Origin of the sequence: Achromobacter insolitus, assembly GCF_002209555.1 — a bacterium.
In the GTDB taxonomy this organism is placed as follows: domain Bacteria; phylum Pseudomonadota; class Gammaproteobacteria; order Burkholderiales; family Burkholderiaceae_B; genus Achromobacter; species Achromobacter insolitus.
This window is the reverse complement of the sequence record NZ_NJIF01000002.1, coordinates 920464-943749: the sequence shown is the minus strand read 5'-3', so window position 1 is coordinate 943749 and position 23286 is coordinate 920464. Positions and strand designations below refer to the sequence as shown.

20 protein-coding genes are annotated in these 23286 nt (G+C 65.2%); 8 read left to right on the top strand and 12 right to left on the bottom strand.

All coding sequences use genetic code 11. The features are described from left to right. The 3 genes from CEY08_RS09770 to phbB are packed head-to-tail and all read left to right on the top strand — an operon-like array spanning position 1 to position 2376. Positions 1-1125, top strand: coding sequence for an ABC transporter permease (locus CEY08_RS09770; protein ID WP_063642876.1), 1125 nt, complete (start codon positions 1-3; stop codon positions 1123-1125). 44 nt (positions 1126-1169) lie between these two features. Continuing rightward, positions 1170-1640, top strand: coding sequence for a hypothetical protein (locus tag CEY08_RS09765; RefSeq protein ID WP_165611754.1), 471 nt, complete (start codon positions 1170-1172; stop codon positions 1638-1640). Beyond that, positions 1630-2376, top strand: a complete 747-nt coding sequence (gene phbB, locus CEY08_RS09760) for an acetoacetyl-CoA reductase (protein WP_076815606.1) — start codon at positions 1630-1632, stop codon at positions 2374-2376. Before CEY08_RS09765 ends, phbB begins: the two co-directional genes overlap by 11 nt. Before the next feature lie 23 nt (positions 2377-2399). Here phbB and CEY08_RS09755 read toward each other — a convergent pair whose 3' ends face one another. Next, positions 2400-3296: a LysR family transcriptional regulator gene (locus tag CEY08_RS09755; protein WP_076815608.1), complete on the bottom strand. Its 897-nt coding sequence runs from the start codon at positions 3294-3296 to the stop codon at positions 2400-2402. Between the two features lie 116 nt (positions 3297-3412). On the opposite strand from CEY08_RS09755, the gene CEY08_RS09750 reads away from it, so the two are divergent. The 5 genes from CEY08_RS09750 (at position 3413) to CEY08_RS09730 (ending at position 8671) form a co-directional block, all read left to right on the top strand. Next, positions 3413-4300, top strand: coding sequence for an EamA family transporter (locus tag CEY08_RS09750; protein ID WP_076817927.1), 888 nt, complete (start codon positions 3413-3415; stop codon positions 4298-4300). A 339-nt stretch (positions 4301-4639) separates the two neighbouring features. Further along, on the top strand, positions 4640-6076 hold the full coding sequence (locus tag CEY08_RS09745; RefSeq protein ID WP_063960591.1) for a cytochrome ubiquinol oxidase subunit I: 1437 nt from the start codon (positions 4640-4642) through the stop codon (positions 6074-6076). Positions 6077-6080: 4 nt separating this feature from the next. Then, positions 6081-7088: a cytochrome d ubiquinol oxidase subunit II gene (gene cydB / locus CEY08_RS09740; protein WP_063642880.1), complete on the top strand. Its 1008-nt coding sequence runs from the start codon at positions 6081-6083 to the stop codon at positions 7086-7088. Then, entirely contained in the window at positions 7088-7231 is a 144-nt protein-coding gene (locus tag CEY08_RS09735) for a DUF2474 domain-containing protein (RefSeq protein WP_076815610.1), read from the top strand. Before cydB ends, CEY08_RS09735 begins: the two co-directional genes overlap by 1 nt. Positions 7232-7258: 27 nt before the next feature. After that, positions 7259-8671 carry an aminotransferase-like domain-containing protein gene (locus CEY08_RS09730; protein ID WP_063642881.1) on the top strand — a complete coding sequence of 471 codons (1413 nt, stop codon included), beginning with the start codon at positions 7259-7261 and terminating at the stop codon, positions 8669-8671. Between the two features lie 61 nt (positions 8672-8732). Here the strand turns inward: CEY08_RS09730 and CEY08_RS09725 are convergent, their stop codons facing one another. The 11 genes from CEY08_RS09725 to CEY08_RS09675 all read right to left on the bottom strand — a co-directional run bounded on the left by CEY08_RS09725 (position 8733) and on the right by CEY08_RS09675 (position 23285). Then, entirely contained in the window at positions 8733-9710 is a 978-nt protein-coding gene (locus tag CEY08_RS09725) for a Bug family tripartite tricarboxylate transporter substrate binding protein (protein WP_063642882.1), read from the bottom strand. A gap of 74 nt (positions 9711-9784) precedes the next feature. After that, positions 9785-10996, bottom strand: a complete 1212-nt coding sequence (gene tcuB / locus CEY08_RS09720) for a tricarballylate utilization 4Fe-4S protein TcuB (protein WP_076817550.1) — start codon at positions 10994-10996, stop codon at positions 9785-9787. After that, positions 10983-12398, bottom strand: a complete 1416-nt coding sequence (gene tcuA / locus CEY08_RS09715) for an FAD-dependent tricarballylate dehydrogenase TcuA (RefSeq protein WP_042795210.1) — start codon at positions 12396-12398, stop codon at positions 10983-10985. Before tcuA ends, tcuB begins: the two co-directional genes overlap by 14 nt. Before the next feature lie 77 nt (positions 12399-12475). Beyond that, entirely contained in the window at positions 12476-13402 is a 927-nt protein-coding gene (locus CEY08_RS09710; RefSeq protein ID WP_076817548.1) for a LysR family transcriptional regulator, read from the bottom strand. 63 nt (positions 13403-13465) lie between these two features. Continuing rightward, positions 13466-14164, bottom strand: a complete 699-nt coding sequence (locus CEY08_RS09705) for a glutathione S-transferase N-terminal domain-containing protein (protein WP_076817546.1) — start codon at positions 14162-14164, stop codon at positions 13466-13468. 80 nt (positions 14165-14244) lie between these two features. Beyond that, on the bottom strand, positions 14245-15171 hold the full coding sequence (locus CEY08_RS09700) for a DUF6708 domain-containing protein (protein ID WP_042795213.1): 927 nt from the start codon (positions 15169-15171) through the stop codon (positions 14245-14247). 91 nt (positions 15172-15262) lie between these two features. Next, positions 15263-15982 carry a putative type VI secretion system effector gene (locus CEY08_RS09695; RefSeq protein WP_126389546.1) on the bottom strand — a complete coding sequence of 240 codons (720 nt, stop codon included), beginning with the start codon at positions 15980-15982 and terminating at the stop codon, positions 15263-15265. Between the two features lie 8 nt (positions 15983-15990). After that, a complete protein-coding gene (locus CEY08_RS09690) occupies positions 15991-16725 on the bottom strand; it encodes a putative type VI secretion system effector (protein ID WP_042795216.1) in 735 nt (244 codons plus the stop codon). A gap of 18 nt (positions 16726-16743) precedes the next feature. Continuing rightward, positions 16744-19599 carry a T6SS effector BTH_I2691 family protein gene (locus CEY08_RS09685; protein WP_076817543.1) on the bottom strand — a complete coding sequence of 952 codons (2856 nt, stop codon included), beginning with the start codon at positions 19597-19599 and terminating at the stop codon, positions 16744-16746. After that, the gene (locus CEY08_RS09680) at positions 19596-20486 is read right to left on the bottom strand and encodes a DUF4123 domain-containing protein (RefSeq protein ID WP_162726393.1); all 891 of its coding nucleotides are present in this window, start codon (positions 20484-20486) and stop codon (positions 19596-19598) included. The genes CEY08_RS09685 and CEY08_RS09680 overlap by 4 nt, the downstream gene beginning before the upstream one ends. A gap of 96 nt (positions 20487-20582) precedes the next feature. Then, positions 20583-23285, bottom strand: coding sequence for a type VI secretion system Vgr family protein (locus tag CEY08_RS09675; RefSeq protein ID WP_088607639.1), 2703 nt, complete (start codon positions 23283-23285; stop codon positions 20583-20585). Position 23286 lies beyond the last annotated feature (1 nt).

Genomic DNA, 23286 nt, shown 5'->3' with positions numbered 1-23286 from the left:
ATGCGGCACCTGGCCAATATCTACCGTCTGGGCGTGAAGGAATTGTGGAGCCTCGCGCGCGACCCGATGATGCTGATCCTGATCCTCGTGTCGTTCACGCTGATGATCTACACGGCGGCCACCGCCGTGCCGGAAACCCTGCACAACGCCCCCATCGCCGTGGTGGACGAAGATGTATCGCCCCTGTCCGCGCGCATCACCTCCGCCTTCTATCCACCCCATTTCACTGCGCCAGAGGTGACGACCTCGGCGCAAGCGGATGCCGGCATGGATGCGGGACGCTACACGTTCTCGGTGAACATTCCGCCCAACTTCCAGCGCGACGTGCTGGCCGGCAGGCCTGCGGAAATCCAGCTCAACGTGGACGCAACCCGCATGAGCCAGGCCTTCACGGGCAGCAGCTACATCCAGCAGATCATCAGCGACGAGATCAACGAGTTCGTCAAACGCTATCGCGCGCCCACCGAGCTGCCGGTGGAGCTGGCCGTGCGCATGCGCTTCAACCCTAATTTGACCCAGGCCTGGTTCGGCGCGCTGATGGAGATCATCAACAACGTCACCATGCTGTCCATCATCCTGACGGGCGCGGCGCTGATCCGCGAACGCGAACACGGCACCATCGAGCACCTGCTGGTGATGCCCGTGACGCCCACCGAAATCATGGTTGCCAAGGTCTGGTCGATGGGGCTGGTGGTTTTGGTGTCTGCTGGGCTATCGTTGACTTTCGTGGTACGCGGCTTGCTGCAAGTGCCGATCGAAGGATCGGTGGCGCTTTTCCTGGTTGGAGCGGCGCTGCACCTGTTCGCGACGACTTCAATGGGCATATTCATGGCCACGCTTGCGCGCAGCATGCCGCAGTTCGGCATGTTGCTGGTACTAGTGCTGCTGCCCCTGCAAATGCTGTCGGGCGGCACCACGCCGCGCGAAAGCATGCCTCAGTTCGTGCAGGACATCATGCTGGCCGCCCCCACCACCCACTTCGTGGAACTTGGCCAGGCGATTCTCTACCGCGGCGCGGGCATCAGCGTCGTGTGGCAACCCTTCCTGGCGCTGGCGCTGATAGGTTCGGTCCTGTTTGCGTTTTCCCTGGCGCGCTTTCGCAAGACCCTCAGCCAGATGGCTTGAGGCCTGTGTGTTCGTTACCCCTTACCACTCTTTTAAAAGGACGGATGATGAAGAAAACCACTGCCTCCACGCCCCAGGGCCTCGCCAGCGCCAACGCCGCCTACTGCCAGCGCATGGCCCAGCTTGCGCAAGAAAGCCAGCAACGCTGGATCGAACTGGGCCGCCGCCTGGCCGGCGGCAGCGCCGAGCAATACCTCTCCACGCTGGCGCCCTTGCAGCAATCCGGAAACTGGCAGGAGATTGCCCCCGCGCTGGGCGAAATGACACGCAAGCAATGGCAGTCCCAGCTTGAAGCCAGCCAGGCCATCACGCACGCCCTGCTCGAAGAACAAGCCACCCTTGCCGCCGGCATGAGCGAGGCCATGCGGGGCTGGTTCAAGCAGGCCACGGGCGGCGACATGGGCATGGACGCCACGCCCATGGCTCAGATCTGGAAGACCCTGTCGAACCAGATGGCGTCGGCTTGCTCGGCCATGCGCGAAGCCAGCCAGCCAGGAGCCCACCATGACGGCTGAACGCAAGGCCCTAGTCACGGGCGGCGCCGGTTGCCTGGGCCAGGCCATTGCCCAGGCGCTGCATCAGGCCGGCCACGACGTGATCATCACCTATCACTCCAACGAGACCGCCGCGCGTGATTGGGTGGAATCCGAAGCAGCCCAAGGGCGTCGCTACGCCATGTACCGGGTGGACGTAGCCGACTACGACTCCTGCCAGGCGTTGGCCCGGCGGCTGGAGGAAGACGGCCACCAGATCGACATCCTGGTCAACAACGCTGGCGTCACCCGCGACGCCAGCCTGCGCAAGATGAGCTACGACAACTGGACGGACGTGCTGCGCAGCAACCTGGATTCCATGTTCAACATGACGCAGCCGCTGTGCGGCGCCATGGCTGATCGAGGCTGGGGCCGCATCGTCAACATATCATCCGTCAACGGTAGCAAGGGCGCGTTCGGCCAGACCAACTACGCGGCGTCCAAGGCCGGCATCCACGGTTTCACCAAATCCCTGGCGCTGGAACTGGCCAGGAAGGGGGTCACGGTAAACACTGTGTCCCCGGGTTACCTCGCGACCCGCATGGTGGAAGCGGTGCCCGAGGATGTGCTGCACGAGAAAATACTGCCCCAGATCCCGCTGGGCCGCCTGGGCCGCCCGGAAGAGATCGGCGCGCTGGTCGCCTTCATTTGCAGCGACGCCGCCGGTTTCATGACGGGCAGCAATGTCGCCATGAACGGCGGCCAGCACATGTATTGATGCGGCATCTGGCCGCCGCGGGCTCACTCCCGCGGCGCGCCCAGTTCTTCCAGCAGGAAATCCACAAAGGCGCGCACCTTGGCGACCATGTGGCGGCGCGACGGATACACCGCGTACGCGTAGGTTTCGTCCGGCTTCCAGTCCCGCAGCACCGCTTGCAGGGCCCCGCTGTCGAGGTCCTGCTGCACATACACGCGCGGCACCAGGCTGACGCCAAAACCCGCCCGCAGCGCGTCGCGCACCGCCAGGCTGGAGCTGACCTTGTAGCGCCCCCGCACGGGCACGCGCTCGGCCTGCTCTCCGCGCTTGAAGGTCCATTCGTCCGCGTGGCCGGACAGCGTGAACTGCACGCATTCCATGTCGCGCAGCGCCAGCGGCGAGGCCGGCACGCCGTGGCGCTCGAAGTAGGCAGGCGCGCCGCAAAGCACGTGATCCAACGTCATCAGCTTGCGCGCCACCAGGCTGGAATCCTCCAAGCGGTCAGTGCCGCGTATGGCAAGGTCGTAGCCCTCCTTGACGATGTCGATGCGGCGATCCTCCAGGTTCAGGTCCAGCGACACCTGCGGATAGCGTTCCAGGAAGCGCGGCATGGCGTTGGACAGCCGCACCAGGCTTAATGACATGGGCGCGCTGACCCGCAAGGTGCCGGAAGGCTCGTGCTGCAAGGGTCCCAGCGATTGCTCGGCTTCGCTCAGGTCGTCCAGGATGCGCGCCACCTGCTCGTAGTAGCGCGCGCCGGCCTCCGTGAGGCTCATGCGGCGAGTGGTGCGGTTGAGCAGCCGCGCCGCCAGGTGGGTCTCCAGTTCGGCAATGTTCTTGCTGACCGCGGCGGGCGACAAACCCATCTGCCGGGATGCGGCCGCAAAGCCGCCGCGCTCCACCACTTGCCGGAATACCTTCAACGCCGTCAGATGATCCACGGATTATTTACCCATAGTGAATGATATTGCCATCCGATTGGATATTATCGCGCCGCATTGATTCAATTAGTCTGTCGCTATCTGAACTTTGCCCGGTTCTTCCGGAGCGCATGACCATGAACCGCGGTTCCGATCTGCTATTGACTGCCCTGGCCCCCGCCATCTGGGGCAGCACTTATGTCGTCACCACCCTGATGCTGCCGCAGGACTATCCGCTGACGGTCGCCATGCTGCGCGCCCTGCCCGCCGGCCTGCTGCTGTTGCTGGCGGTGCGCCAGCTGCCGCGGGGCATCTGGTGGCTGCGCGCCTTCATCCTCGGCGCCCTGAACTTCTCCGTCTTCTGGGCGCTGCTGTTCGTGGCCGCCTACCGCCTACCGGGCGGGGTGGCCGCGACGCTGGGCGCGATCCAGCCCCTGGTGGTGATTCTGCTGGCGCGCAGCCTGCTGGGCACGCCCGTGCGCGGCTTGTCGGTGCTGGCCGCGTTGGGCGGCCTGGGCGGCGTGGCGCTGCTGGTGCTCACGCCCAAGGCCGCGCTGGACCCCGCGGGCATCGCGGCCGGGCTGACCAGCGCGGCCTCGATGGCCCTGGGCACAGTGCTCAGCCGCCGCTGGCAGCCGCCGGTGTCCGCGCTCACTTTCACTTCGTGGCAGCTGACGGCGGGCGGCATCCTGCTGGTGCCGCTGGCGCTCGCCGCCGAGCCCGCCCTGCCGCCGCTGACCGTGCTCAACGTAACCGGCATCGCCTACCTGGGCCTGATCGGAGCGGCGCTGACCTACGTGCTCTGGTTCCGGGGCGTGGCAAGGCTGGAACCCGCCGTGGTGTCCTCGCTGGGTTTTCTCAGTCCCATCACAGCGGTGTTGCTGGGTTGGGGCCTGCTGGGCCAGCACTTGAGCGCCGCGCAGATCGCCGGCATGGCGATCGTGGTCGCCAGCGTGTGGCTGAGCCAGCGCGTGCAGCGCCCGGCTCCGCCCGCGCCAGCCGCGCGGGCGAAGTCGGCGGCCTGATCGACGAAGCGGCGCGCGCCTGCGCCTCGTGAGCGCGCAACAGGCGCCTGGCGGCGGGCGCTTCCAAACGGGCGGATCAGGGGACGCACCCGCCGTTTCTGTGCTGCTTTTTTTGTAACTTTGCAGTCGCTAAAACATCTGCAGCACAGATCACTTCCCTATGAAAAATGGGTGCAGGCACAAAGATGCGCCAAAACTGATCCGCTTTTTTCATCTGCTTCTGAATCTGTACTGATAACGGCCGCGGTTCTAACTTCGTGGTGTAGCTCAAACACCCCGTCAGCGCACGCCGTCTTGTGGCGGTTGAGGCGCGCTGGCGCAGAAGTCAGGAATACCGCCATGGATAGCGACGCGCTATTGCTTGCCCGAATACAGTTCGGCTTTACCATCTCGTTTCACATCATCTTCCCCGCCATTACGATCGGCCTCGCCAGCTACCTCGCTGTGCTGGAGGGCCTGTGGCTGCGCACCCGCAACACCGTCTACCGCGACCTCTATCATTTCTGGACCAAGATCTTCGCCGTCAACTTCGGCATGGGCGTAGTGTCCGGCCTGGTAATGGCGTATCAGTTCGGCACCAACTGGAGCTTCTTCTCCGATTTCGCCGGCAGCGTGACCGGGCCCTTGCTGGCCTATGAAGTGCTGACGGCCTTCTTTTTGGAAGCCGGCTTTCTCGGCGTGATGCTGTTCGGCTGGTCGCGCGTGGGGCCAGGCCTGCATTTCTTCTCGACCGTGATGGTGGCGCTGGGCACCCTGGTGTCGGCCACCTGGATCCTGGCCTCCAACAGCTGGATGCAGACGCCAGCCGGCTATGAAATCCTGGACGGCCGGGTGGTTCCCACGGACTGGCTGGCCGTCATCTTCAACCCTTCGTTCCCCTACCGGCTGGCCCACATGGGCATCGCCGCCTTCCTGGCCACCGCGCTGATGGTGGGGGCCTCGGGGGCCTGGCACATGCTGCGCGGCGACCGCAGCCCCGCCGTCAAGAAGATGTTTGCGATGGCCATGGGCATGCTGCTGCTGGTGGCGCCGCTGCAAGCCGTGGTGGGCGATTTCCATGGATTGAACACGCTGAAGCACCAGCCCGCCAAGATCGCGGCCATCGAGGGCCATTGGGAAAACGAGCCCGGTGCCGGCGTGCCGCTGACACTGTTCGGCATTCCCGACATGGAGCGCGAAGAAACGCGGTATGCAGTCAACATCCCGCGCCTGGGCAGCCTGATCCTGACGCACAGCTGGGACGGCCAGTTCCCCGGCCTGAAGTCTTACCCGCCGGAAGACCGGCCCAACGCCACGGCCGTTTTCTGGTCGTTCCGGGTGATGGCCGGCCTGGGCATGCTGATGATCGCCCTGGCCGTATGGGCCGCGTGGTCGCGCTGGCGCGGCCGGCTGTACGAATCGCGCTGGCTGCACCGCTGTGCGCTATGGATGGGACCCTCCGGACTGATCGCCATCCTTGCCGGCTGGTATGTCACGGAGATCGGCCGCCAGCCCTGGGTGGTGTATGGCGTCATGCGCACTGCCGACGCGGCCACGCCGCATGGCCTGGGCGAACTGACGCTGACGCTCGCGCTATTCGTGGTGGTGTACCTGCTGGTGTTCGGCGCGGGCGTGTCCTACATGCTGCGCCTGATCCGCATGGGCCCCAGCCCCGCGCCTGGCCATGCGCCGCTGTCCGGCGGCCCGGGCGAACCGCGCCAGCCGTCGCGGCCGCTGTCGGCCGCCTCCACCCTGGCGGGCATCGAGCCCGCGCAACGCAAGCACACGGGAGTCTGAGGCCATGGGCATCGACCTAGCATTGGTATGGGCCGTCATCATCCTGTTCGGCGTGATGATGTACGTAATCATGGATGGCTTCGATCTGGGTATCGGCATCCTCTTTCCGCTGATTTCCGACCGCGAAGAGCGCGACGTGATGGTCAACACCGTGGCGCCCGTGTGGGATGGCAACGAGACCTGGCTCGTGCTGGGTGGCGCCGGCCTGATGGCGGCCTTCCCGCTGGCCTACTCGGTGATCCTGAGCGCGCTGCACCTGCCACTGGTGTTCATGCTGCTGGGCCTGATCTTTCGCGGCGTGGCGTTCGAATTCCGCTTCAAGGCGGACGAGCATCACCGTCCGCTGTGGGACCGCGCCTTCGTGGCCGGTTCGGTCTGCGCGACCTTCTTCCAGGGCGTGACGCTAGGCGCCTACATCGAAGGCATCCCCGTGGCGGACCGCGTTTACCAAGGCGGCGCCTGGGACTGGATCAGCCCCTTTTCGCTCTTCACCGGCGCGGGGCTCGTGGTGGCCTATGCGTTGCTCGGCTGCACCTGGCTCATCATGAAGACCGAAGGTCGCCTGCATCGCCACATGTGCGACATCGCGCGGCCGCTCACGCTGGCCCTGCTGGCCGTGATCGCGGCGCTCAGCGTCTGGACGCCCTTGGCCCAGCCGCAGATCGCGCAACGCTGGTTCAGCCTGCCCAATATGTTCTGGTTCCTGCCTGTGCCGCTGCTGGTCGCCGTGGCCGGCTTCGATCTCATCCGCCGCGTCAAGGGCGCGCCCAACGCCGGCCCCTTCGTGCTGTCCCTGGCGCTGCTGTTCCTGGGTTACAGCGGCCTGGGCATCAGCATCTGGCCCGCCATCATCCCGCCTGACGTGTCGATCTGGACGGCGTCCGCGCCGCCGCAAAGCCTGGGCTTCGCGCTGGTGGGAGCGCTGGCGATCATTCCGATTATTCTCATGTACACCGCCTGGTCGTACTACGTGTTCCGGGGCAAGGTGCGTCTCGGCGAGGAGTTCCACTGATGAACGGCTCCCAACCCTCCTTGCCCTCGTGGCGCAGCCGCCTGCTCTGGCTGGCGATGATCTGGGCATGCAGCGTCGCAGCGCTGGGTGTTGCGGCTTATGCGCTGCGCCTGGTGATGAGATCCATCGGCATGTCCACCTGAATACGACCCACGCAAACGGACCCACCCATGAAGCGCTATGAACGGCTGACAGAAGAAATCACCGCCTCGATCCGGTCGGGCCTGCTGCAGGCGGGCGACCGCCTGCCCTCGGTGCGGCAGACCAGCGCCAGCCGAGGGGTCAGCCCCTCGACGGTGTTCAAGGCCTACTATCTGCTGGAAGCGCGCGGCCTGATCCGCGCGCGCGACCGCTCCGGCTACTACGTGCTGCGCGCGCCGCATGCCACCCTGCCTGAACTGGACGGCCTGTCCAGCGCCAGCGCCGGCCGCCATCCTGTGGACGTCAGTGACAACGTGCTGCAGGTGCTCAACGCGACGCTGCGGCGCGACATGCAGCCTTTCGGTTCGGCCTTTCCCAGCCCCTCGCTGCTGCCATACGGGCGGCTGGCGAAGTTCATGGCGGCGACCGTCCAGCGCCTGGACCCCTGGGGTTCCATCGATGACCTGAGCCCGGGCGACGCCGCCCTGCGCCGCGCCATCGCGCTGCGCTACCTGGCCGATGGCATGTCCGTGCCCGTGGACGACATCATTATCACCAACGGCGCGCTGGACGCGCTGAACCTGAGCCTGGCGGCGGTCACGAATCCCGGCGACGCAGTGATCGTGGAATCCCCCACGTTCTACGCGGCGCTGCAATCGCTGGAACGCAACCACCTGCATGCGATCGAAGTCGCCACGCATCCGCGCGAAGGCATAGACCTGCAGGCGCTGGAGCAAGCCATCCTGCGCCATCGGCCGCGCGCCTGCTGGCTCATGACCACCTTCCAGAACCCGCTGGGCAGCCTCATGCCAGACGACAAGAAGGAAGCGCTGGTCCGCCTGTTGGCCAGCCATGATGTCGCCCTGATCGAGGACGACGTCTACGGCGAGCTGTACTTCGGAGAAAACCGCCCCAGGCCGGCCAAGGCCTTTGACCGCGACGGCATCGTGATGCACTGTTCGTCGTTTTCCAAGACCCTGGCCCCGGGCTACCGCGTGGGCTGGGTAGCCGCCGGCCGCTACACGCGACGCATCATGCGCAACAAGCTCACCACCAGCCTGGCGACCGCGGCGCCCACTCAGGCCGCCATCGCCGCGTATCTGGAAAAGGGCGGCTTCGACCGCCACCTGCGGCAGTTCCGTCAGGCGCTGGCCCAGCAGCAAGGGGAACTGCTGCAAGCCATCGCCCGCTACTTTCCCAAGGGGACCCGCGCCACGCGGCCGATGGGCGGCTACTTTGTGTGGGTAGAATTACCCGCGCACATCGACACCCTCAAGGTCCACCGCGCCGCGCTCGGACACGGCATCAGCATCGCGCCGGGTCCGTTGTTTTCGGCATCCGGCGCCTTCGGCAACTTCCTGCGGCTTAACTGCGGACATCCCTGGAACCCGGACATGGAGCAAGGCATGGCGACACTGGGCAAGCTGCTGGCGGGCGGCTAGGCGCGACGACCGGCCGGAAACCTCGATACATAGCGGCCCCGAGGGGCCGCTTGGCTTTTGGTCAGTTCGCCGTCGCGCCAGAATCCTTGACCGCCTTCGCCCAGGCCGCGATCTCGCTCTGAATAAAGGCGCCGAACGCCGCGGTGTTCAGGCTGGACGCCTGGGCGCCTTCTTCCATCAAGCGCTGCTTGACCGCCGGCGCCGCCAGCGCGCTGCTCAAAGCCTGGTTCAGCGTGGCGACCACCGCGTCCGGCGTTCCGGCCGGCGCAACGATGCCGTGCCAGGACACCGCCTGAAAGCCCGGCAGGCCCGCCTCCGCCATGGTGGGCGTGTCCGGCATGGCGGGCGAACGCTGCGGCGAGGTGACTGCCAGCGCGCGCAGCGTACCGGCCTTGACGTGCGGCAGCACGCCGGGGATGGTCGTGAACATGAAGTCGATCTGGCCGCCGATCAGGTCGGTAATGGCCGGACTTCCCCCCTTGTAGGGGATGTGCGTGAACTGGAGCTTGGCTGCGCTCTTGAACATCTCGCCCGCCAGGTGGCCGGGGGTACCCGCGCCGGCCGAGCCCATGTTGGTCTTGTCGCCCTGCGACCTGATGTACGCGACCAGCTCCTGCACGTTGGCGGCCTGCACCTGCTTGCCCACCACCAGTACATTGGGCACCGTGGCCAGCAAGGTCACGGGCGTGAAGTCCTTTACCGCGTCGTAGGAAATGCGCGAATACAAGGAAGGATTGATGCCATGCGTGCTGGCGGTGGCCAGCAGCAGCGTGTAGCCGTCCGGCGCGGAAGTCGCCACCTGCTTGGCGGCGATGGTGCCGTTGGCGCCGCCCTTGTTGTCGATGACGATGGTCTGGCCCAGCGTCTTCGCGGCCTCGGCGGCGACGGTGCGCGCCAGGATGTCCGACGTGCCGCCCGCGGAGTGCGGCACGACGAGCGTGATCGGTTTCACGGGGAAGGACTGGGCATGCGCCAACGGCAGCGCAGGCAACAGACAGGCGGCCAGCGCGGCGCGCGCCAGCGTGGAAATTCGAAACATTGACGTCTCCAGGTTTGTTATCGGTAGCGGCGCCGTCGGCGGGCGCCGTCAAGTCCGCGCGGATGCGCGGTCCCTCAATCCGAGCCCAGTTGCAGCTTGTTGGGCTGGCGCTTCTCGATGGCCCACTTCAATAACGCGGCCGAGCGGTAGATGCCGTGAGCGAACTTGCCGTAAGGCAGCGTCAGGAACAGCGCCATCACGACGCCCAGGTGGATCGCCAGCAACAGCGCCATCGCGCCACCGTCACGGCCCGCCAGCAGGGCCAGGCCCGTGGCGCTGGTCAGGAACAGCAGCGCAATGAAGCCGCGGTCCATCGGCTTTTGCGCCGCGTCGCCCTGTTGTGGATGGCGTTTGAGGTTCAGCCACAGCAGCCCGGCCGGCCCGATCAACAGACCGATGCCGCCCGCCGTGCCCAGCAGAACCGGCGCGCTCCAGAACGGATAGGGCGCCTCCAGGCCGAACGCGTAGTGGTACAGCGTGGCTACGCAGGTGGCCGCGAAGCACAACATGAAGCCGTAGAACGTGAAGTGATGGAAACGCCTGCGCCATAGCGTGAAAGCATCGTCGGCGTTGTTGCAGCCCTTGCCATGGCCACCGTCCAGGTAGCGCAGGCGCAAGGCATCGTGCGCGGCCTCGGCCACCGCCGCGCCGGTGGCGGTCCCCGGGCTCACGTCGCGCCAGAAGCGCGTCACGCCCACGCCCAGGGCCAGCACAGCCAGGCCGAACACCGCGCCAAACATCAGCGCCAGCGTGTTGTGCGGGAAAACCGCGTAGAAGTTGCCGGCCATGGGTTCATGGAACAGCCCGCCTCCCATCAGCGCGGCCAGGGCCAGGAACAGGGCCAGGCCGGCGGCAGTGGCAAGCGACAAGGCCAGGCCATTGCGCTTGTACAGCTTGCCCAATGCGGGTGGCCAGGCATAGTCGGTGTAGGTCTGCACCCGCACGCGCGCCATGGACTGCGGCACGTTCACCGCGAACTCGTGCGGCGGCGCGTACTGGCAGGCGTGCAGACAGGCGCCGCAGTTGTGGCACAGATTGGCCAGGTAATTGATGTCCGCCTTGCCGAACTCCAGGCGGCGGGTCATCGCCGGAAATACGGCACAGAACCCTTCGCAATAGCGACAGGCGTTGCAGATCTGCATGACGCGCGCCACTTCCGCTTCATCATCCGTCAAGGCGCCGGATCTGGGCTTCCCGCCATGCCATTGAATGGTCTGCTCCGTCATCGCCGGGCCGGCGCCGGCGAAAGACTGGGCCTCGCTGGCCAGGGCTTCAAGCTGCTTCATGTTGTGCTTCCGCGTTGTGCCGGCCGCGCGCGGCCGCTGCGGCCCGCGTGCCGGCAATGCGCCCAAAGGCGGTGCCGATGGACATGCCGACTCCGGCCGTGTAACCCTTGCCCAGCACGTTGCCGGCCATCATTTCGCCCGCCACGAACAAGTTGTCGCTGGGCACGTCGTTGAAACGGACCGCGGCGGTGTCGTCGACCTTCAAGCCCAGGTAGGTGAAGGTGATGCCGGGCCGCAAGGCATAGCCGTAGAACGGCGCGGTATCGATAGGCCGCGCCCAGTGCGTCTTGGCCGGCGCCAGGCCCTCGGTATGGCAATCGTCCAACGCGGTATGGTCGAACGTGCCGACGCGGCAAGCCGCGTTGTAGTCGCGTATGGTCGTTTCGAATGTCGCCGGATCCAGCCCCAGCTTCACCGCCAATTCCGGCAAGGTATCGGCCTGCACGCCGGGAAATACCGGCGGCATGAAGCGACCGACGGCCTTGGCATCGATGATGGAATAGGCGATCTGGCCCGGCTGCATGGCAGTCAGGCGGCCCCAGATGGCGTAGCGCTTGGGCCAGAAATCCTCGCCTTCGTCGTAGAAGCGCCTGGCCTCGCGGTTGACCACCACACCCAGCGACACGCAGTCGATGCGCGTACAGATACCGCCGTCGTACAAAGGCGCGCGCGCGTCGATCGCCACACAGTGCGATTGCGACGGGTCGCCGATGCTGTCCGCGCCTGCATCCAGCATGAACTTCAACAGCACGCCCATGTTGTAGCGCGTGCCGCGGATCAGGAAGTTGTCGGCCGGCCACTCGCCGCGCTCGTTCTGGCCCCAGGCCTCGCGCATCCATTCGCGGTTGGACTCGAAGCCTCCGGCCGCCAGCACGCAGGCGCGCGCCTCGATGCGCTCATCGCCGATGCGCGCCGCCACGAAACGCCCTCCATCCAATTCCAGCGAGTCGACCGGCGCGTCGTAGCGGATCCGCACGCCCAGCGCCTCGGCGCTGCGGTAATAGGCATTGACCAGGGCCTTGCCACCGCCCATGAAGAAGGCGTTGGTGCGCGCCACGTGCAGTGCGCCGGACAAGGGTGGCTGAAAATTCACGCCATGGCGGCGCATCCAGTCCCGACAGGTGGAGGATTCACGGATAACCAGGCGCGCCAGATGCTCATTGGTCAGGCCGCCGGTCACCTTGAGCAGGTCCTGCCAATACTCTTCCTCGGGATAGGCATCGACCAGCACGTCTTGCGGCGCGTCGTGCATGCAGCGCAGATTGCGCGTGTGCTGCGAATTGCCACCGCGCCATTCACGTGGCGCCGCTTCCAGCAGCAGCACGCTGGCGCCCGCCTCGCGCGCCATCAGGGCCGCGCACAGCGCCGCGTTACCCCCACCCACCACCAAGACGTCGACCATGCCGTTGTTCCTATTCCAAGGAACGGACTGTAGCGAGCGCGGGCGCCCGCGGATATCAGGCAGGCGTCAACAGGTCTTCATGAATCGTGAAGAGTCACCACCGGCCATTTGCCCTCGCGCACCAGGGTGCGCGAGACGTCCGCCAGCACCAGCCGGGCGGCCAGCGCCGCAGGCGAAAGCTCGTCCTCGGACAGGCTGGCCAGCAGATTGGGGCGGAACAAATGCGCGTCGTCGATGCGCGCCATATGCAGCTGGCCCGGCGCAATGCGGGCCATGGCGGAACTGGGCTGGATGGTCGCCACGTGGCCCAGCTGCACCACGTCCATCAGCACCGGCAGGCCGTCCACTTCCACCGCCACCAGCGGCGTGCGGCCCGACTGCTGATAGGCGTGGTTGACCAGAGCCCGCAACCCGTGGCGCGCGCTGGGCAGGACCAGCGGCAGATGCGCGATGGCCTCGATGCGCGTGGTCTCGCCAGCCGGCAGCCCCGCCATGCCGGGCCGGGCGAGGAGAAACAGCGGTTCATCCAGCAAGGGCGTGACGCTCCAGCGGCGCGCGGACTCGGCCTGAAACACGATCGCCAGATCCAGCAAGCGTCCATTGAGCATGTCGCTCAGGTGCCCTGACAATGCCTCCACCAGGTGCAGGCGAATGTCCGGATAACGCTGGCTCATCGCCTGCACGAACGGCGCGCCCAGGATCGCCGCCGTGGTGGAAGGCAGACCCACGCTGACGTGGCCGGCCAGCCTGGCCTGCTGCGCGGCCTGCACCGCGTCGTCGGCATGCCGCAACGCCAGTTGCGCCTGGCGGAAGAATGCCAAGCCGGCGTCGGTGGGCTCCACGCCGCTGGCGCTGCGCCGCAGCAAGCGGGTGGACAACTCGCCCTCCAGCCGGCTGATCTGCTGGCTGAGCGCCGACGTCACCATGCCTATGGATTGCGCGGCGCGGCCGATGCTGCCCGCCTCCACGACGCGGACGAAGTAACGCAGCTGGCGGAGTTCCATGAGCGGCCCTGGCTTTCGGTGAGGGATGACAGGGCCGATTGTAGAGGCCGGATACGCGTGGCGTTATCCGGGGATCGTCAGGCCCCTGGCCACCGCAGGACGCGCCACGAAGGCTTCCAGCACCCGGGCGACATTCTTGAAGCGCGAGAACTCCACCAGCTCGCCCGCGCCGTAGAAACCCACCAGGTTGCGCACCCAGGGCAGGATGGCGATGTCGGCAATGGTGTACTCGTCGCCCATCACCCAGTCACGGCCTTCCAGGCGCTGGTCCAGCACGTTCAAGAGGCGCCTGGATTCTTCCGCGTAGCGGTCGCGCGGGCGCTTGTCTTCATAGTCCTTGCCCGCGAACTTGTGGAAGAAGCCCAACTGGCCGAACATCGGGCCGATGCCGCCCATCTGGAACATGACCCATTGCAGGGTCTCATAGCGCCCCGCCGTGTCCGCCGGCAGGAACTTGCCCGCCTTGCTGGCCAGGTAGATCAGGATGGCGCCCGACTCGAACAGGCCCAGCGGCTTGCCCTCGGGACCATTGGGATCGAGGATGGCCGGGATCTTGTTGTTCGGGCTGAGCGACAGGAATTCGGGCGAAAACTGGTCTTTGGCGTCGAAGCTGACCCGGTGGACCTCGTAGGGCAGCCCGGTTTCCTCCAGCAGGATCGACACCTTCACGCCATTGGGCGTGGGCAGCGAATACAGCTGGATGCGGTCGGGGTGCCGGGCGGGCCACTTCTTGGTGATGGGAAAGGCGCTGAGGTCGGTCATGCGGGGGCTCCAGGGAGGGGCGGAAAGGTCGGGGTAATCCTAGCGCAAATCCGGTCCGCCGCGCCGCCGGATGAAATCCCCTAGCGCAGGTCTTCGGGATTCATCGACGCATCGCGCACGTACTTGTCGCCCGGCTCAGGTTGCAGCGTGGCCTCAATCTCCGGCGGAAACGCCGGGATCTTGCTGGTCTGCATCACCGCCCAGCGCATGATGGCGTGTAGAAGATTGAACGGCATCATCAGCAGGGACAGGAAGCCCGGACCTTGTGCATCCTCGGCAAAGGCGCGCTGCTTGGATAGGGCGAAGGTCTCCGGCTTGCCGTCCGCCGGCACGCAATGCAAGACCGCGTCCTGCACGGCTTGCGGGCCGTCCTCCATGTAGCGGCGCAGAAACTCCCAATGGGAATACGCGTCTTCGACCCGGTACGTGACCGAGCTGAACGCAAATGTCTCCCTGACCGTCACGCCGTCCGGATCCAGGATCAGCCCGCGGACATCCCAAGTCCGGTGCTGAAACCCGTCGACCCCTCCGCCAAGCGTGAAGTAGAGCTTGTTCCACTTCGCCGTCAGCACCGCTCCGTCCAGCCGGAACACGTGTACCAGCTTGTGCTTGCGGTCCAGGGCGATGGGATAGTACGTCCACCGGAACATCTCCTTGCCCGCGACCCATGCCCCGGCTGCCGCGAGCGCCGCGCCCATCGCCATGCTGATGAAAACCGCCGTCCAGAGCCCGTTCTCATTGGGCAGCCCGTCCACCAGGGCCCAAGCCAGCTCCCGGATAATGCCCACGCCGAAGGCCACGCCTACGAGCCCCATCAGCGCCAGCATGCCCCGGTAGGCGTACCAGCGGTCCGCCAAGACCAGAGCATTGGAATTCATCTTCACCACGCAGGAATCGGCCGCCAGCGGTACGTCCAGCCGTTTCTTCTGCTGCAAGCGGTGTTCGCGGTCGAAGTCCCCAAGCGGCCGGTCGTTGGGGAATTTGCGTATCAACCCCGTGTAATCCATTCAATGCTCCAGAACTCGCCGGCTCGGTTGCGGCGCGGCCGCGTCAGGCCGACGATCCCTCCGCTCGACGTCTGAACATTCATATGTCCCGTCAATATCTGAAGTAGCGCAAACCGTAGTCCCTGCAATCGCCCGGCTTGCGCCTCTTGTTGGACGCCGCCCGCAGATTCAGTTTGCTGGGGCTAGCCCAACCAAATCCACGAAAGACCGACTCTGAGAATCGCGCGAACCCCTCCGTCTTCCGTCCGGCAAGCCAAGCAAAAAAGATACTGACACCGAGCATGCCCGGCAGCATGAAACCAAAGTAGCCGGCATACACCCACGCATGCCCGCTCCAGCTGAAATTCTCTTGCTTCGTGGCCAGGATCAAGTCAAAGATCAGCACAACAATGAACGTGAAACCCATGATGGCCGCCCAAACGCGAAAGGTCGAAAAATAGTGCGACCAACGTCCCTCAAAGCAATGAGGATAGACAGCAACCAATCCGTCCGACTCGCGGCGGGCTCCTAAAGCCGACCAAACCCCGCTTTCGGACGCTTCCGCGACAACCTCCAGGTTGTCTCCATCATTGAAAGGAAACCTCCAGAACCAGCCCCGCAATGGCTTCCCGTCGAGCGTGAACTCCACATAGTCCGCCGTTTCCGCGGTATCCAGCGTCGCAATCGAGATGGCGGCGCCGGCCATCCCGACCAGGCTAGCCGACACCGCGGCGGGGCCAAGCCCGCCGCCAATCTGACTTAGGACGAAGTCATGTCTGCGACGCGACCGCGTCAGCCCCCTGATCTCCCCGCTCAATTTTTGAACGTTCATTTCCGGCATCAGTACCTGAAATAGCGCAGACCATAGTCCTTGCCATCACCCTGCCGACGCTTCGCTTTCGATATTGCACGCAGATTGATCCCAGCGGGATTGCTCCAACCGAATCCCTTGAAGATCATTTCCGCGACATGCGCGAAGCCTTCCGTCTTGCGCCCCGCCCGCCAGGCCAGGAAGCCGAACACGACGAGCAAGGCCGGCAACAGGTACATGGCATAAATGCCATAGGCCTCGAGCTGGCCCGCGATGCTGAACTTGCCTTTGAACAAGGCAAACACCGCATCCAGGCACATCATGAATCCAAAAATCACCGCGACGATGATGCCCCAGAACCGGAACGTGGACAGATAGTGGGATCTGCGCCCTTCAAAGCAGTGGGGATACACCGCCACCAAGGAGTCCGATTCGCGCCTGACGCCATAGGCGCTCCAGGCGCGCTCGCCACGTTCGGCGACCAGTTCCACGTCGTCTCCTTCTTGAAAGGGGAAACGCCAGAACCAACCCTGAACAGGTTCGCCGTTCAGTGAAAACTCCACGAAGTCGGCGCTCTCCGAACTATCGATCGAGGCAATCGCGATACCCGCCCCGCCCATGCCTGCCAGCGCGGCAGATACCGCGGACGCTCCGACATCACCGCCAATCTGGCTCAGGACAAAGTCCCGATTACGACGGGACTTCTTCAGCTCCGTGATCTTTCCGGCGATCTTCCGGACATTTCCATTGAGCTCATTGGTCATTCCATTCCTCACATCAAATCACGTCACGTCAGCAAGAGCAGCGACGAAGCCTTCCTCCTGCTTCTTCGGTTCGTCCTGAGGTTTGCCGAAAGTACGACGGCCAAACGCGCTGGTTTCACACCACTCTTCCAGTGCATTCGGCGTGAAGTACCAGACCAGCAGCTGAATACCCACCAACACTATCGCGATCTCCCAGCCCACCAGGATACCAAGCACACGAGCGAATGAGGCTACCGCCATCCGCGACGCAACGACATCCACAGCCACCACCATCACATTCATACCTGCGCGCCGTCCCACGATCTTCAGCAACGAGGCAGAAGTCGATATTGCCGTGATCACCGCGGCCCCGCCTGCGACAAAGCCTATGGCCGACTTGATGCCGACCAGCACCATCAGTGTGTACTGCTTCTTTTCCCTGCGCTCCATGGCTTCGTTGAAATCTATGGATGCGCCGATAAAGCTCGCGCCGGCACCCAACATTCCCCCGACCAATTTCCATTTCTGGAATCCGTATGCCTTTTTTCCCGCCAATTGATACGGCACGATGGCGATATCAATCACGGCGGCGCTCAAGGTGGCCGTGGACGCGACCAGCTTTGCATAAGTCGTAGCCGTCTTGTCGGTCGCCGAAATGAGCTTCTTGAAGTTCCAAACTTCAATCAATCCCACCACCACCGTAATGCGCATGGTGGTAGCCCCGTTGCGCCCGGTAGCCGGCCGCATCTTGCCCCACATGTCCCGCAGCACTTTGTGGCTGGGTTCCTTGGCGATGGCCTCGTTGGCCTCCAGGAAAGTGCGCGCAGTCCGCAATCGCTGCAGCGCGACCTGACGCGCCACGCCTTCGGACCGGGCCTGTTCTCTCACCAGCGCCAAGGCGTCGGCGTCGCTGATGCCCGTGGACAACAGAAAGAGATTCTGGACGATCTTCTCACCCACGAAATCGCTTACGCGGTTCAGCTGCAACCAGCGGAAAGCCGTATCGCCCACCGTCATCATCAGCTTGTCGATGCCGGCATTTTTCAAAGCGCGCGGCAATGGCCCCAGCTTTTCCACCTTGCTTTCACCAACCAGGGACACCGCCCTCTTGTAATACCCCGAGAAGGTTTTCAGGTTGCTGAGCACCCGTTCGACGACACCGAGACCCGTAGGCAATGGCGTTTCCTTGCCCTTCACGGCTTCATCGAGGGCATTGGTCACCGCGGGCTTCAGTTGCTTCTGGTTTGCGGCGATTGCGCGCCAGAACAGGGACTTCCTGTCCCCTGCATCACGGCGTTCTTCCACCAAGGTTTTGAGATACTGGGCTCCCGCCGCGCTGGATCCGATGCCTTCGATCAGGTCGCCGACCACTTCAATGAACTCGTGGCCGTCATCCTCGACTTCCTCGCTGTAGTCTTCCAGCGTATCGAACAGAAGGCCCCATTCCAGCCATTTGATGAGTTCCACCGTCCTGGTATTCGCCAGCGTAGTCGCCATCTCCTGGAACTTCTCGTAGTTGCTCTTGAAGCGATTCAGCTTGTCCCAATCGACATTGTCGTTGTAGCGATCCCAGGCATGCGCGACCTGGTCCTTCCGATAATTCTCCAGATTCCGTGCGCGAGTCTCGTCCGCCTGAATGATCTCCGCGTCATAGGCGTTGAAATCCGCCTCCGCCTGCGCTCTGTTCGCCTCCGGGACGTACTGGTCCAGCAGCACGCGACGGCGGCTGCGGTATTCGGCGTCCGTTATCACGCCATTGGACCGCTCGTTCTCCAGCCCGGCGAATGCCTGCTTGCCCTTCATGTCCGGCACATGCTGATTGATGACCTGGTTGCGGCGCATCACCTCATAGTGCCGGTTGCCGCCGCGCTGCCCCAGTTGCACGGCCTCGGCGGTGCGCCTTGCGGCCTCGTCGGCCTTGTTCTCCAGCGCCGCCTTGGCGCCTTCGATGTTGCTGGCCGCGGTAATCTGTAGCGCGCGTTCCTCGCCATACCGCGCCATCGCACCCAGCGCGTCATTGCAGTATCCGTTGAGCTCGTCGGCGATTCCGATGGCGTCCCACAGCGCCAAACTCATAGGCCAATAGCTCACGCCCATCGTGGGATCGCCGCATTTATCGAGCATTTGCGCCAGCAACAGCTCAAGCGTTTTATCCACAAGGCCGCCGAGCGGCCGGTTGCGCGGATACCAGGGCGTCTTCGTGAATTGCTCTTTCAGCGTCGCTTCGTCGAAAGACCCGTCGACATTGCTCAACTTGCGCTGGCGATCGAGTCCCGTGTAGGGAAGCCAGGGCGGCTCGCCCGTCAGGCCGCTGAACTGGTGGTCTCCGTATTCCAGGATCTTCTTGAAATTTGATTCGACGGCCAGAATGGATTGATGGTTCTTGGCCTCGCAGCGGCCCTGCGCCCAGACGGCGGGCTCGATCGCCTGCATCCGCGTTGCACGGTGCTCCTGCTTTTCGTAGCGCGCGCGGGTCTGCGCGCTCCATTTGTGTTCGCTATAGGCCAGCCACACCTTGCCGCATTGCTCCGGCTTCTCTATGACGATGTAATGCATGCGCAACCCATTGTGCCCCTGGTTCGCGCATTTCATCGCCGGCTGCAGCCGGGCGCTGTCCACGTCGTCGCAACGCCAGAGCATGCCGTCGGCCGTCACGGAATAGACTTCCCAGTAGTTAGCGCCCTGCGGGCCTTTCTCGTAGAACAGGTAGAGAAAGCCCATGCGCAGCGTACGGGTCACGTACTTGTACTGTTCGCTGTCCAGCGGCACATCCTTCACGCGTTCGCCGCTTACGCCGTCCAGCGCATGCGCCGGAAACCCCGCGGGCACCACGGCGTAACGCGTCGGCAGTATCGGCAGGCCGCCTGCCTTGCACACATTGCAAGCCGTACTCATTCTTCTTCCCTAACTTGGTGATGCGCCGGGCGCGACTGCCGGCAATCGCGGGCAATCGCCGTCCAGTCCGCTTCGGTCAAATCCATGACGAGCCTGGCAAAGCCGACATCCGGCGCGCGGGCGTCCAGTAGCGCGGCCAGCCTGGGATGTTGGTCGAATGCGGGGTGCACCGTCAGCGCCCGAATGGCCATGGCCTCCCAGTCGCGCGGATCCAGCAATCCCCTGGCAGCCCCGCGCCGCACGCATGCCGCGGTCTGCGTCAAGGTTTCATCTGAAATGGCGGCGGCCTGTCCCGCCACCGCGCGCCACGCGCGGTTGATGGCGGCAGAGGACTCGATGCGCTTCCATTGGTCCGAGTCGAACTGAAGCGTGCCGACGGTCCGAGCGCCGCCTGCCTGTTCCGTCCCGCCCCCACAGATTGCCAGGCGCGTCCAGCGGTCGACGGTCACCCATCGGTCCAACGGACCCAGCAACGCCTGGCGCTGCCCAGGCGTTGCCAGATTCCAGACCAGATCCAGGACGGCGGGATCCTGCAGGCGCAACAGGGAGCGGCCTCCATCCGGCCGCGATTGCAGCATGGCCCGGCCCAGGTGGTGCGCCAAGGCCGCGGCATCCGTTGCGCCAAATAGCCAGCCGCCGATGCGGCGCCCCAGGCCTAGCCGCAGGGATTCCGGCGTCCAATCCCGGATCGCCATGCCGGCCGCCACCCGGCTGATATCGGCGTCGCAGGCGCGCGCCAGATCCAGCGAGACGAGCCGAGGCCAAGCCTTGGAATCGACATTCCGATGCGCAAGCCGGACCGAAGTGGTCCGCGCATCGAGTTCATCGGCCAGGCCCCGCCATTCGGAATCTTCCTCAGGCGGCCGCAACAGAGGGTCTAGCAGCAACCAGCAACGCGACTCCCCATGGGATACCGCAAGCCGTTGCAGCGCCTCTCCCAGTTGAATGTCCGATGTGAATGGCCCCATATCTGTCCGCCCTGGCTACAGTTCAACCGCTGCCGCACCTGAAGCCGCGGCGCTCTGCATTCTCAGCTGGCATCCTTCGAAGTCACCCTCCGGCAGCCCCAGTTGCAAGGGCGCGCTTTGCGGCCCCGCCCAGTTATGCACACCCGCCTTCAACTCCACCTTCCCCGGCGCGTGCAGCTGAATCCCGCCACCTTCCACCCGCAAATAGGCGCCGCCGGCGGTCGCCAAAACGCGCTTGGCGGCCTGCACGTTCACGGCAGCCTGCGCCGAAGCGAAAGTCACCGCCTTTTCGGCGGACAGCGTCATCTTGGCGTCCTGGCTCTGCAAACGCAGCTTGCCGCCGGCCGCGTGCAGCAGCAGTCCCTGGCCTTGCACCGGGCTGTCGCCCGGCGCCTTGCGGCCTAGCGTGAATAACACCGCGCCGCCGACTACCCCCACCGCCAGGTTGGCGCTGCTGACCCAGTTGACGTCCGGCGCCACCTGCGACAGCGTCGCGCCGGCTGCCAGGAAGGCGTCCGCCGGGGTGTACTGGCCGATGCCGCTGGGCGCGCTCACCTGCAACTGTGGTTCGCTATAGGCGGCAACGGGCTCGCCCTTGGGCGCGTCCTGCTTCGCGTCGATCACCTCCAGGACGTGCTTCAGGGCGTCCGGCGCCGGCAACGTTTGCGGATCGCCTTCCAGCACCGCCTTCTGGCGCGTTGCCGCCTGGGCCAGTTCCTCCGCTGAACGCGCCGCCCGCGCAATCTGCTTGGCCGCTTCCGAGCTGTCCAGCAGCGCGCCCTCGGCATCCCTGCGCAAGTCCGCGCTGATCAGCAGCCCGGCGCCTGCCCGCAGCGCCACGGCCTCCCGGGTCGACAGCTCGGCGCCGTGGCCCAGGTCCTGCAGTCTTTCGTTGTCTCGCTGCTGCTTGATGTGGCCCAGATGGAGGCGGCTCTCCGCCTGGGTGGTAGACGCGGTCAGACGGGACTGGCCGGGCGTGTCGTCATGCACCAGCTGGTTGTAGCCTCCCGTGCCCTCCGCGCTGCTGCCCAGTGCCTGCGTCTTGAAGCCGGACATCACCACATTGTGCGCGTGGCCGTCGGCCCCCCCCGCGAACCAGGCAGGCGCGTTGCCGGTGGCATTGGCGCCGCCGGCCTGCACCAGATTGTGCGACGCGTCCTCGGCACCTTCACCGTTGTAGAGCGCGCCGACCACCACGGGCCGGTCGATGTCGCCGTGCAGGAACTCGACCAGCACCTCTTGCCCGACGCGCGGCACGAAGTTGCCGCCCCAGTCGCCGCCCGCCACCGGCTCCGCCACTCGCACCCAGGTGCCCAACTCGTCCTTGGCGGGCGCGTTCTCGTCGCCCGAAGGATGCTCCAGGCGGCTGCTGGATGCCTTGCCGCGTTGCCAATGGAACTGCACCTTGACGCGGTGGTCACGGTCGGTGTGCACCGGCGCCTCGGCGCCCACCACCAGCGCCGTCTGCGCGCCGTACACGGTGGGCCGCGGATGCAGGCGTTCGCCATGCCCGTCGCGTGTGGCCTTGCGGAATTCCGTATCGATGCCTATGCAGGTAAAGGTGTTGCGGTAGAAATCGGCCTGGGACGCCTCCATTCCGCCCTCGCCCAGCGTCTCGCGGACGGCGCGCCCCAGGTCCTCGTCGAAATTGTTGCGGGCCTCGTGCCGCACGGCGATCGCCACATAGGCGCCCCCGCCCTGCTGGTAATGCCCGGTCAGTTCAAAGCGCTGGCCCGGCGCCAATGTGCGCACGGTGCCCGCACCCTCGCAACTATCCTGGTTCACGCGCAGCGCGGCCAGCGCAATGTGCGCCAGACGCTCGCCCTGCGCGCTGTCCTCGTAGGCGTACTGGCCGGGATAGTCGTTGACGACCAGATCCATCGCGCCCTTGGCGCCGCCGCCATCGACCTGCGCCGCCACGGGTCTGGCCTGGGCGCTGCGGTAATCCCAGCTCGCCATGCGCACCGCGTTGGTCTGCCAGCGGGCACGGCGGCTCCAAAGCTGGATGCTGTCTTCGGTCTCCGTGACGTCGGCGCGCGCAAAGCGCACGCTGGCCTGCGGGCCCGGCGCGAAGGCGTCGTTATGATCGGCGATGATCAACGTGTGGCTGCCGTCGCCGTCACCGGCCTCATGCTCCACCCAGTAGAACAATCCTTCTTCAGCCAGCAGGCGCTCGACGAAGTCCTGATCGGTCTCCCGGTACTGCACGGTCAGGCTGCGCTTGGGATAGGAAGCGCGATCCTTCACCGCCCAGCGCCACTGCGGCACAAGTCCTCCCTGGCCCTTGTAGTCGCCGAAGACGCTGTCGACGATCTCGAAGACGGTCTTGTCCTGATAGGCAAAGCTGTCGTGCCGGGCGCGCAGGAAAGCCAGCCAGGGCTCCAGCGTCAGGCCGTAGCGCGCCAGGCCGCCATTCGCGCCGCGAAACTCGGCCGCGGTGACATAGCCGTTCCAAATACGCGGCTGCTCGCGGCCCAATGCGGTCTGCATGCGCAACGTCGCAGGCTTGCCCAGCAATTCCGCCAAGGGAATGCCGGCATCGTCGGACAAGGCCGTCAGTTCAAGCCGGAACGCGCCTTCCGACAACGTTTCCGTGGCGGTCAGCGTTTCCGCAACCAGCCGGTTGGCGCCCAGCGGCGTGCGCAAGTTCAGCAGACGGTTGGCCTGGTCGACGGACGCGATCGACATTCGGGAAAGGCCGGCGTTATCCAAGGGCATC